This window comes from Acidobacteriota bacterium (assembly GCA_028874215.1).
In the GTDB taxonomy this organism is placed as follows: Bacteria; Acidobacteriota; UBA6911; order RPQK01; family JAJDTT01; genus JAJDTT01.
Map to the genome: position 1 here is coordinate 56,350 of JAPPLF010000041.1, position 11,977 is coordinate 68,326.

Consider the following 11,977-nt stretch of genomic DNA (forward strand, 5'->3'; position numbering starts at 1 on the left):
ATCCTCATGCAGCCGGCTCCCGAACTGGAGACTGAAAAATGATTGTTGCAGGCGACACCCGCGGGACGAGACGCTTCCGAGAGGCCAGGGACAAGGGCTGTGCGTTTCTATTGGACCAATTGCGAACCGACGGCGGCTTCGGAGACTCCGAAAAGGGCCTGCTCGAGTACCACAAAGTCCCTGCGGCCTTGGCCGCGTGCGGCGAAACCTCCGCGGCCAACCGCCTCTGCAGTTGGATTCGGGAGAACGGAACGCTTCCCGACGGGGACTTCGGGCCCAGGCCCGAGGCGATCCGCGGTTACGGCTACACCTACTTCAACGCGTGGGTGATCAAGGCCGCTCACCGCTTGGGACATTTCGACCTTTCGCAGCGGGGCATGGATTTCCTGATGAGTTTCCGGGACAGCCGGACCGGCGGGTTCCTGTCCAGTCCGGTGGAACACGATCCCCTGGAGCAACAGGACCTCTGGGTGGTCGCGGGATGCGGCTGGTCCGCCCTCTACACCGGCAGGATCGAAGTTGCCCGGGGAGTGGGCCGGTGGATGAAGACCCTCATGGAGGTCCAGCCCAACTATCCGGCCCAGTTTTACGCGGTCTACAGCAGGGAACAGGGGTTGCACGTCGAGCATGACGCCGCCGACGCGTTCCGGTATGTCCTGAACCGGGACGCCGAGCGGGATGAACCCTTCTACAACCCGGGAATCGCGGGCGGGTTTCTCGCCCTCCTCTATCAGGCCACCGGCGAGGAAGAGTGGCTGGAACTCGCCAGGGAGTACATGCTTCTGGCGGAAGGCGCCAGTGAATATCTCTACAGCCTGGTCCGCGCCGGAAAACCGGGATGGGCGGCATCCGTGATGTACACCCTGACTGCCGAGGAGAAGTACCGGGAGATGGCGGTTCGCGTGGGCGACGGCCTGATCGCGTCTCAGTCGCCTGAGGGTTGGTGGGGCAACGTCGGCGAGACGGCGGCCAACAGCGACATCACCGCCGAAATGGTCTTCTGGCTGGACCATATCTGCCAGGCCGTTTCCTGACGGCATTTGCGAGAGCATTCCCAACGTCCCGTCTACCGTTGCCCCTTGACCTGCATCCCTACCTGCAGGCCTGTGGAGGCCGCCGAGCCGCGTGGGGTTCTCGACGCCGGGTCCTGAACGCCCGTTCACGGCAATATCCGGGCGTCCGTCAAGACCCGGCGGAAGTTGCCGTAAGTCATGTTCCTGGCAATGACGTAACAGGCGTCCTCGGCGGTATTCACCACGCCGTACCAGTCGAAGTCGCGCCGGATCCCGTTGTAGACCGGCAGCTTCAACTCGCCTCCCTCCGAATCCAGGGCCAACTCGGGGGCGTCAGGTTCCGGCCAGCAGAGCTTTCCGTGGACCTCCCGAACCTGGAGATCGAGACCCTGGACGGGAATCCGGGCGTAGAGCAGAGGATCCTTGAGCCGGCACCAGGCCCGGGTGTACAGACCCACCAGGCGCCCCCCGGTTGCTTCCCAGAGATAAAGGCGCAGGTTGGAATCCAGGTCGACCCGCTCCCGGAATCGGGATCCCATCAGGAACGAGGCGCCGCTGACGGAAAGGTCGTACCGGTTGTCCACGGGGGTCTGAAGCCCCAGATAGGGGGCCAGCATCTGCTTGTAGGTCATGGCGCACTGCTCGAACCCCTCGCCGAAGGCGACTCCCTGCGTCGTGGCGGGATCGTATCTCAGGTTGCGCTTCCGGAATTCGTTCCGGATGTCCCACGCGGCCAGCCGGCTGAAGTAGAGCACCTCCAGCACGGCTGGATTCCAGGTGGCGGCCACGGCGCCGGCTTCGTCGATGGCCTCCCGGATCTCCGCCGCCAACTCCTCCCGGATCTCCGCCGGCACTCCATCCAGGAACTCGTCTCGCCCCGGCAAGTCCGGCTCCGACAGGAATCGCTCCAGAGGATGGTCCAGCTTCCGCCACTCCGCCGGCGGTTGCTTCAGCTCCCGGTCCACGAGAACGGCTCGCCGTCCCAGAGTGCGGCTGGCGTAGTCTTGCAACTCGAGCATGGGTGCCTTGTCGCCGATGGGGAAAAGGAGCAAGACCTCGTCCGCCTTCATCCTGGACATGAGGTCCTTCTGGAGACGGTTGACCTCCAGCTCCTTCCGGTAGGTCGCGTCCCAGACGGGCCGGCTGTAGGGGCTGTGTTCGTCCCAGTCCCCGGGCGGAGGATCCAGTCCCGCCGTCTGCCAGCAGACCGGGTGGAACATGAAGTAGATCTTCCGCACGTCCAGCGGTCCGGGTCCGGCATCGGCTCCTGAGAAAGTTTCTCCGCAGCCGATCAGGGGAAGGATCAGAAGAAGAATGGAGGCCAGGACGCTCAACGGGACGAGAGTTCGCAGACGTGGTGAGCGAGCGCCGAATCGAAAGGTCATTTCTTGTCTTCAGAACCGGTTCTTGGGAGCGAGTCTAGCACGGCCCGGGAAAGGGAATTTCGTATCGGCCTGCCGCGCCGGGGCCGTTGGCGAATGCAGTTCGTTGACGGGAAATCTCCACAGTCAGGGCCGGACGACGATCCGGCGCGCCTCGTAGAGCGTCTTCATGTCCCGCAGGAAATGCTCGCTGTCGTTTTCCCACATCCGGAGTGTTTCACCCAGCGATTTCCCAGGCAAAACGAAACGATAGGAGAGCACGACGCAGGAGTCGGGGCCGGTGGCGGCGATCTGAGTGTACCCTTGCGTCAACGGTTCGGCGATCTTGCGGGGTTGAGTCCAGGTATACCCCTTGTCGGGACTGAACATGACGTAGTCTCCCGCCGCCGCCGAAGGATCTTCAATTCCGACCTGGCTCTTGTAGCGCTTGTGATAGTCGGCGAGGCCCGCGGGGTAGTACCCGCCGTTGGGATCCTCCCAGTAGATGTACCGCATGGGGCGCCAGCCGAAGCTGCAGGCCAGGATCCCATTCTCCAACAGGGTCATTCTCGGCCGCAGGCCCAGCGTCTCCAGGGAGACCGGCTCGCTCCAGGTCCGTCCTCCGTCCATGGAACGGCACTGAAAAAGGGGCGCGTAGCGGCCGGTTCGCATGATCGCCAGCAGTTCCCCGCCGCCGAAATCCACGAGGGCCGGCTCGCAGAAACTCTCCTGCCCGGTCTTGCCGTCGTAGGCAATGGTCGAAAGATATTCCCAATTCTTCCCGTCATCGGTGGAGGCCAATATGTAGGTGCGGTACATGGGCGCGACGCCCAGTTTGGTGTCGAATCCGCTGATGGGCACGTCGTCGCCGACGAAGTTGCCGTAGGAGAGCCCCAGCAGCGTTCCGTCCGGCAGCTCATGGGCGAGCTCGACATGGGGAGCTCGAGACACGGTCTTGTAATCGTCAGCGATGACAGGCTTGAACCGGGGCACGGAGATGGCGGTTTCCTGCCAGGATTCATCGCCAACGTCCTTGAAGTCGCCGAGCCCGTTCAATTTCATATGTCCGGCGAGGAAAACTCCCGGCCGTTCTGACGGCCGGACGCCCCGCTTGAGCAGATAGAACGAACCGTCCCGGCGCTGTAGCGCCTGGTATCTGGAGATCGCGACCGGCTGTTTCCGCCAAGTGCGGCCGCCGTCGGTGGAACGCAGGATCTTGTCCGCGCTCCCAATGAGGATGATGGAACCGTCGAGCAGCTTGAGCAGCGGCGTGTAGCGAGAGTAATAGGGGGGCGCCGCCCCATCTTCGTGCACGATGGAGGGCTCGGAGACGGTCACCGACGTGACCGCGGCCCTTGAATGGAGCAGCATCGGTTTCTCTTGTGGCGGGGCCGCCGGCACGTGCGCGCCGGCAAAGGCAATTCCCAGCAGACGACTCAGCAACAGAGTCCCGGTCACTGCAACAGGCATGGTCTCTTTCCTCGCTGTCCGATTCAGATCAAACGCACCGTGAGTCTATCTGAAGGTGAAACCGTAGAGGCGGGCTCGGCCGTCGAGCGTAAAGCGGAGCCGTAGCGTTCCCGTGCCCGGGTGCTCGACCCTTCGGGTCCGGGTCCACCGGACCGGGACCGCTACTCCATCCTGGTTCAGGACTCGACCGGTGGCCAGCACTTGCCGGGCATCGATCAACTCGACGGCGATTCGGCCCGCGTTACGGGAGAGTCCTTCGACATTCACCTCAAGATCCGGAGGGATAGACTTTCCGGCCAGAGGAATCGTGGTGAACCACCCCGAGTCCTTCCCTTCCGCGACCTCCAGGCTCACGAATCCGTCTTTGCGGATGGTGGCCAGACCGCTCTCCATGGGCAGGTCGATCCAGTCGTGGTACGGCCCGATGCTCACCGGACTGCCCGAGTAGTAGAGCCACAGGTCGTCTCCCACGGCCACCGGCAGATCCGCAGGGGAGGTCCAGCCGCCGTCCCAGGCGCCGGGCGGCCCCAACTCGACGGCGGGGACGCCGTCGAAGACGTGAACGAAGTTGCGCCCGTCCCGGCTCACGGCCAGTTGTTGGGGGCTCAACTGCAGGGCGTCCCAAGCGTCGAACAGACCCAGATACACCTGGCCGGCGATCCAGACGGACATGGCATGTTGCTCCACTTCGGTTCCGGCGCGTGGATAGAAGACCGGATTCCGGGGGTCGGAAGTCCAATGGATCAGGTCGGGGCTCCAGTACCGGCAGGTTCGGCGGGTGTATCGCGGAACCAGCAGGCCGGTCCCGAAACAGTGGCGGCCGAACACTTTCCAGCGGCGCTCCGGATCGGTCTCCAGCGAATCGTGGAACAGATTCCTCCGGTCTCCGAAGCGGCCCGGATTCGTGCCGCCGCCGGGAAGCCGGTTCGGATTGACCAGGATCCCGCCGGACCAGCGGATGCCGTCCGCCGAGTAGTGGAGCCGGTTGCCGTCCGTGTGGTCCACCATCGCCTTGTAGCGCTTCTCCGGGTCGGGATCCCGTTCGTCCTTGACCACCATGGCCCAATGGCCGTGCGGCCGGTAGCTCAGGTCGACGATGTTGTTCCGCTTTGATCCCCGGTGTTCCACCTGGTCGAGAACCGGCTTGACCCAGTGGATGCCGTCTTCGCTCTCGGCGTAACCGACCCGGTAACCGCCCGAGTACCGGTTTCTCACGGTGTCCCGGTCGGTGCCCGAATACCAGATTCGAAATTTGCCGTCGTCGAGCAGAACCTCTCCGTAGGCGATGGCTCGTGCGTCGTCCCAGGTCCCGGGGGAACCTCTGCGCAGGACCGGGTTGGCCGGGTGCTTGCGCATGGGGTGAAAGGAGCGCCGCAGGTTGTCCAGAGCGCTCACTTCCAGCATGTCGAGGAAGAGGATCTTGCGGCCCGGCTCCGGATTCAGGTCCGGGACCTTCAAGGTGTCGAAGAAGACGCCTCCGCCGCTGCCCCGGGTGGCGAGGGCCATCCCCAGGGCTTCCGCGTTCCCTCCCGTCCCTTTGCCCACGGTGTGGAAGTGACTGAGGGCGGGCGCCCGGGTCATCGCCTCGTGGGAAACCGGATCGCCGCCGGCCGTTCGTCCTCTGCAGGCCGCGCCGAACCGGGAGCCCAGCCACCGGGAATAGAAGGTGTGGCTCCGCGTCGTATTGGTCCAGAAGACCCAACCGGCGTCGTGCGGATCCCGAACCAGAATGGGGTGATGGAAATGCTCCGGACTCGAGTGCAGTCCCTGGACGCTCCAGGATTCTCCGTCGAAAAAGGCGTACAGGATCTGATGCTCCACCTTTTCCCAGGCCACCAGGGCGTGCCGGCCCCAGCCGATGACGCTGTGGCTGACGAATCCGGTTCCGGTCCAGGGGACATGGGGGGCGGAGGTGGTGAAGTCGCGCTGACGGTCGAAGCCGTCGGTGAAATTGGGGAATTGGAGATAGAAGAGGAAGTTGAACCCTTTTCTCGAGGAGGTCAGGTGCAATGTGCCGGAGCGGTCCAGATCGGCGACCGGGGCGCCAAAATCGCCCGGACGCGTCAGGGGCCGCCGGATCCAGCCTCCCTCTCTTGGCGAAGCCGCCCAGAGTTGCCGGGCCGGCCGGCGGGCGCGCCTCGAGTACGAATGGCCCTTGTCCCGGAACTCATAGATGTTCTCGGCGGCGGCCGGAACGGCCTGGCTGTAGAGGATCCAGGGCCGGCCCCGGGCATCGGTCACCAGGTCCCCGAATTCGGTCCCCTCGCCGTGATCGATTCTTTCGGGACCTGGGGTCTTGCCGTCGGCCCGGGTCCAATTCTTTCTCCTTCCCAGGCTCGCTGACGGGTCCATGCTTCCGGCTGGGCACCGCGCATACCAGATCCCTTGCGGCTCGGAACTCTGGAAGACCAGGTGCAGGATGTCGTCCCGGCCGATGACCAGGCTCGCCGCCCGCGCGCCCGTGAACGGACCGGTCAGGACCGGCCGGCTCGACCCCCCTGCCATGGCCATGGCAGGGGTGAAATCGCCGGCAAATTCAGGACGGGGGTCTTTGGAGGTCGATAGGAAAACCGTCGGGTTCCCATCGGCGGCGCCGTCGTGGGCCAGGAACCAGATTCCCTTGGAGTTGCCGGCGATCTGTCGTCCATTGGTCCGAGGGAAAGGAGGAACTCCGTTGTGGCTGCCTGTCCGCAGCGTCAGAACCGCAGCCACGTCGGGCGTGGTCCAGAGCACGCAGACGGAAAGAATCATTACACGTATGCAAGCGCGGATTCGGGGCTTGACTGAGACGAAAATCCCTGTTGTGGGGACGATTGCGGCGGAAGAATCGGCACGGAGTGGATTCATCGAGCCGTCAATGATAGCTGATCCGCCCTACCTCTCAGATAGTACGAGCTCCAGTACGGTGGGAATGTCATCTCGGATCGCCACATCCGGAAATACCCGATGAAACGAGCTGTCACCATAGCCGGCAACAGTCAGGGAATAGGTCCCGGCAGGAATGTGCCTGAAGGCAAATTGTCCGTGCTCGGAGAGTATTTTGCTCGACCCTCCTCGACCAGTTTCCTTGTCGTTCAGACTGATACTGAAATCCTGCACCGGCCTACCCTTTTGGTCTACGACCCGGCCCAGGAGTTCTCCGCGGCCACTCAGATGGAGCTCAATGTAGGGTTGGTATTCCTGCATGACCACGGCCTCGGAGAAGCCGAAGCCAAGGTGAACGGCTGAGGCGAATATTCGGACAGGGTACGTCGTGGCGTAGTATTGCTTGTCTTCTCCGGATGCCTTCAAATCGTCACCAGGTGATTCATGTAGCACCAGTCCGTCGTCTTCTAGTGATCTGCCCTCCACCCCTGCATCTTTCACCGGCCTTCCGCTCGGATCGTACACACGCACGGTAAAGATTTCGCGCTTGCTCAGAGTGATATTCCTGGTGATGTCGCCAGTTAGCCTCAGTTGTTCCTGGTGGCTGGAGTAGCCTGAGGCGTTCACAAACATCCTTGCCTTACCCGTAGGTATCATCATTTCAAAATAGCCGTTGGCGTCGGTCGAGGTCCCTCGCCTTGGCATTGCCCTGGGTTTCACAATCAACATTGCGCTGGTAACGGGTTGTCCGGATCCGTCCACCACCTCGCCGGACAATCTGACCAGTCCTGTCTCCTCTGCCAGGATGATTTGAATCGGCTCAGTCCCGGGAATCAGGATCCCCTCCTCCAGAATCGGCTTGTGCAGCAGCTTGCTCACATGAACCTTGTAAGTTCCGCGCGGAATCCCGACCTCAAACCAGCCGCCCTGGCGTGTCTTCGTTCGAAAGAGAGTGCCCTCCGCCTTTCCACGCGTCATGTGCTTGAAGAGTACAGATGCCTCCTCAACTCCCTGGCCATACTGATTCCTCACGATGCCTGTTGCATGGGTCTTGGGCGGGAGGGCGATCGTTCTTCGAATCGTAGGTGTCAGCGAGTCGGCCCGGAAGCGAGGTGACCCTCCGGCCTTGGCGTACTCGGGGTGTCTTGCGGTGACCCGGTATTCGCCGAATTCGAGATTCAGCAGGACTCGCCCGCTCCCGTCACTCGCATGAGATGACTCGACAGTTCTCGTCTGCAAGTTGAGAACTGTAAGAGTCGCCGCCGGGATTGGCGACCGGGAGTCCTCATCCAGGATCAGGATTTCGACACGAGTACTCTCTGCCGTATTCTTTCTCTTGGCTTCACTGAGTCTGTTCCGACGAAATCCCCCTGGCGCGGCTTGAACGGTCTTGCGAGGAGACTCATTCGGGCCGGAGACCGGCTCTGCGAAAGTTGTCCGTGCTTGCTCGCTCGACGTTGTCGTCTTTTCTTGCCGTTTCCAATACTCCAACGAGAGAAGAACGGCCAACGAGACAAGTGCCAGAGTGATCACTCGGCGCCGCATAATTCTGTTCCTCATGCCATATCCTTCTCAACTTGGCTTCTTGACTGTGGTTTGCGGGGCTTTTGTCTGCCCCCTCTTCTTTGTACAACGTCCGGAAGTCAGGTTTGGTCACAGAAAAGTTCTATTTTTTCTGAGTCGCGCGTCGATTGGGCGCTGGAGCGGATTGACGGCTCGACTCAGGCGAGTGGAAACATACGACCGGGAGATTCGCTCAGCAGTCTCATCGAGCCATCACCGATAGGTGATCCAGATAGGGGACGACCAGGCGACATGTCCATCGGCCTGCTGGAGCCGGACGTAGTAGAAGTGGGTTCCGGGCTCCGGATCCGTTTCGAGGAAGGAAAAGTCGACCCGGCTCCCGCCCGGCTTTCGCGTGTAGACGACCCGGTTGTCCCGGATCAGGACCACGTCGGCAACCGGTCCGGTCCCCTCGGCGTGGACCCGCAACGTGGCCCCCGAGTCGGCGTCGAAGGCATCCCCCATGATGTGGATGCGGCCGCCCTGTTCCGCCCTGAAATCGAGGACGATGTTGTCGGTGGCGGCGTAGGCGTGGCGGCGGCGCATGGCGTCCATCAACCCTTCGGCGTCGAAACGCTCCACCAGCAGGCAGGCGTAGGAGTAGTGGGTGGACCAGTGATCGGAGCTGGCCTGGACGCCCAGCCGGTATCCCTTCTCCCAGGCCTTCCAGACGAAGCCCTCCTCGAGATAGCCGCCCCGGTGAGTGGCGTCGTCGTCCCGAACCGCCGCCAGAGGCGCTCCCGGACGTTCGTAGGAGGTCCGGTCCCCCTGGAAGATCTCCACCAGCGGCTCCACGTCCTCGGCATGGTCCCGCCAATCGGTCCCCATGGTCGGGGTTCCCGGCGTATGGGGCATGGCGAGTCCGTCGTACTTCCTGAGGTAGTCGTAGAGGACGTCTCCGCTGTTGACGATTCCCGAACGCTCCTGGGGTGCGGCGTCAAGCACGGGGGCGCCTCTACCGGCGAAGACCACGTTGCGGTGGCCGTTGGGATAACCCAGGTTCCGCTCGTATCCCAGCAGCGGGACGAACCTGCCGGGGAGGTGGAACTGCTGGATCGATTTCTGCGTCTCCCACCAGACGTACTTTCCCGGATAATGGTCGGTGATGGCCAGAAAGTCCAGAGAGGCGGCGTCCAGGGCGTAGCGGTAGGTCTCGTGCAGCGAGCTGTCCAGACCCCCGTCCTGGGAGTAGTCGGTGTGGCGGTGCATGTCTCCCCGGACGATCCGATAGGTCTTTCCCTCCACGTTCACGCGGTAGGAGCGGATCCGGGCCAGGTCGCCCGGCTCGTCCCGGTGGTAGGGTTCGATGGATTCTTCCCGAGGCTGATGATCTTCCAGTTGAGCAACCTCGCCGGTGCGGGACAGCTCCAACCTCCCCACCACCACGTCCTCCTGCAGGGTCCGGGAATCGGGAGATGCGCGGTGGATTCTTCGGTGGTCCGTGAGCCAGGCCATCCAGAGCGTCCCGTTCGCGGAGACGTCCAGCGCCAAGGGCATGTCCAGTCTCCCGATGCTGCGGGGGACCATCATGGGCGCGGACCACGAGGAGCCCTGGTAGAAGACGCCGTAGACTTCCCAACCCGGCCGTAGCGTGGATCCGTCCCCTGCCGTGGACTCCTGGTGGCGAAAGAAGAGCCACATTCGTCCCTGCCGGTCCCAGATCAACCGCGGCAGTTCGTTGTCGTTCCGAAACCGGATTCGGGTTGCGGGCGGGCGATAGATTCTCAGGCCGCTGCGGGAAAGCTTGGAAAAATGGTCTTCCAGGACTTGGGAGACGTCTTCCAGCGGACGGCTCCATCGGTCCCCGTCGTATACGGCGACACGGATGGTCCGCTCGTCCAGGAAGGTCTGCCGGGAACGGTCGACCCAGAAGCCCGAGTCCTTGCCCCAGTTGGGACCCGATTCGTTCCAGGCGATCCAGACCCGGTCCCGGGCGTCGCAGGCCACGTCGGCGTAGCCCTCGAAGTTCCTGGAGCGGGACACCGGGACGACCTCGCCCATTTCCTGGGGACCAACCCGGCGCAGATGAAGATCGTAGTCGCCTCTCTCGTACGTGTCCCAGACCACGTGGACGCCACCCTGGGAATCCACCGCAAGGGCCGGCTTCCAGTCATTGGCCGTCGAGTCGCTCACTCTCCTTGCGGGGCCCCAGGAACCGTCTCGGAGGGTCCTGATCAGCACGTCCGACTGAGAGCCGCGAAACCCCTGCCAGACCAGGTGGACCTCGCCGCTGCGCCCGGCGGCGGCCCGCGGATACAGGTCGGGAAGGGGATCCTGGGTGAGACGCGTCAGCCGCCCCGGCACGCCGTTCTCGCCGGAACGGGCGAACAGGTCCCAGTTTCCATCGATTTGCTCCGACCAGATCCACCAGGTCCGGCCGTCGCTGGAGGTCACCATCTGGAGATCGGAGAGATCCTGGCCTTCGCGGATCTCAATCGGGGAAGACCAGGCTCCGCCGGACAAACGGCGGGTCAGGATCCGCTGGCCTTCGTCCTTGAATTCGATCCAGCCCACCCGGCAGCCGGCTTCCGAGGCCGCCAGGGCCGGGAAATCGTCATACGTCCCTTCACGGGTCAGGATCTGGAACAGAGGGACTTGGCTGGCGGCCACCTGTCCGGCCATTTGGGACCTTCGCACCCCCGGTTCCAAACTGCGTGTATCGATCTTCAGCGGTCCTCTGGAGGTCGAAAAGGTCCACTCTCCAGGTTGCGCCGTCACTGCCAGCAGTCCCGGCCACACCAGCCTGGAGTAGGCGGTGGTGCTGCGGAGTGGATCTCCACCAACGAACAGTTGGTTCCGGGTCGGTTCCTCCCAGTAGGTGGGTTTGCGGGACTCGAATCTCCGGGTCCGGGCGCTCCACGAGGAACCTGGACCCACCGATGTGTCCTCGTTGATTCGCCACGGCAGCAATTGTACGGAACCGGGCTCCGCGTCCAGGCGCCCACTCCAATCGGACGGCCGGGGATCGTCGAGTCCCAATTCGATCAGGAAGCATCGTTTCCCGGATGTCAGGTCCGATGGCAGGGTGGTGTCAGGCGCCGGAACGGTCCCGCAGCCGGAAAAAAAAAGGAGAGTCGAAAAAAGGAGACCGGTTTGAAACACCACTCGCCGCAATGGATGAATCCGATTCACCATGGATTGCCGGCCGGGTTTGGTGACTCCACCGACCGCTTCGCGACGGTCCATCAAGGACGGCTGAGTACCAGCATGACGACAAGGATCGTGGCTGCGATCGTGCCGTGAAACAGACAGAGCGTCCGCGTCCACGCGACGCTCCACGTTGTTCCCACGCTGAAGGCGTGAGTGTTCATCGAGAAATCGACCTTTCCGTCCCCAGCCTCTCGAACCGGGTCGTAGAGCTTCCGAAACAGGCGCTCCTGGCGCAGGAAATACGCATCCAGCGCCCAAAACATGACCGCCGGAAGATACGCCACATAGACGAAGAACCGGTTGGAATCAACAGCGGCGAGGGCGAAAAGTGCAGCCGCCAATAGGACGGTCCATCCTTTGACCTGGAAAGAGTTTCCCGCCATGCGCGTGACGACGGCTTGGATCATTTGAAGATGCGCGATCCTGGCTTCTGCGTCGTTACCCATGTCCTGTCCGGACCCGCCAGCAGAAATCCCACCTTATCAGCCCGAGACGACTTTGGCCACGGACCGCCGGAGGCCGCGCCATGTAGGAGAAAGATTTCCGGCTGATCTT

Annotated in this window: 7 protein-coding genes; 1 reads left to right on the top strand and 6 read right to left on the bottom strand. The window is 62.9% G+C overall.

Features of this window, described 5'->3' with window-relative positions; genetic code table 11:
* Positions 1–38 precede the first annotated feature (38 nt).
* Positions 39–1,034 carry a hypothetical protein gene (locus OXT71_07580; GenBank protein MDE2926240.1) on the top strand — a complete coding sequence of 332 codons (996 nt, stop codon included), beginning with the start codon at positions 39–41 and terminating at the stop codon, positions 1,032–1,034.
* 125 nt (positions 1,035–1,159) lie between these two features.
* On the opposite strand, the gene OXT71_07585 is transcribed toward OXT71_07580, so the two are convergent.
* The 6 genes from OXT71_07585 to OXT71_07610 form a co-directional block, all read right to left on the bottom strand.
* The gene (locus tag OXT71_07585) at positions 1,160–2,398 is read right to left on the bottom strand and encodes a hypothetical protein (protein ID MDE2926241.1); all 1,239 of its coding nucleotides are present in this window, start codon (positions 2,396–2,398) and stop codon (positions 1,160–1,162) included.
* Between the two features lie 123 nt (positions 2,399–2,521).
* The gene (locus OXT71_07590; protein MDE2926242.1) at positions 2,522–3,844 is read right to left on the bottom strand and encodes a sialidase family protein; all 1,323 of its coding nucleotides are present in this window, start codon (positions 3,842–3,844) and stop codon (positions 2,522–2,524) included.
* A 45-nt stretch (positions 3,845–3,889) separates the two neighbouring features.
* Complete coding sequence (locus OXT71_07595) at positions 3,890–6,595, bottom strand: hypothetical protein (GenBank protein ID MDE2926243.1); 2,706 nt, start codon at positions 6,593–6,595, stop codon at positions 3,890–3,892.
* Positions 6,596–6,718: 123 nt separating this feature from the next.
* Complete coding sequence (locus OXT71_07600; GenBank protein ID MDE2926244.1) at positions 6,719–8,269, bottom strand: carboxypeptidase regulatory-like domain-containing protein; 1,551 nt, start codon at positions 8,267–8,269, stop codon at positions 6,719–6,721.
* 216 nt (positions 8,270–8,485) lie between these two features.
* The gene (locus OXT71_07605) at positions 8,486–11,149 is read right to left on the bottom strand and encodes a hypothetical protein (protein ID MDE2926245.1); all 2,664 of its coding nucleotides are present in this window, start codon (positions 11,147–11,149) and stop codon (positions 8,486–8,488) included.
* Between the two features lie 308 nt (positions 11,150–11,457).
* Entirely contained in the window at positions 11,458–11,868 is a 411-nt protein-coding gene (locus tag OXT71_07610) for a hypothetical protein (protein MDE2926246.1), read from the bottom strand.
* Positions 11,869–11,977 lie beyond the last annotated feature (109 nt).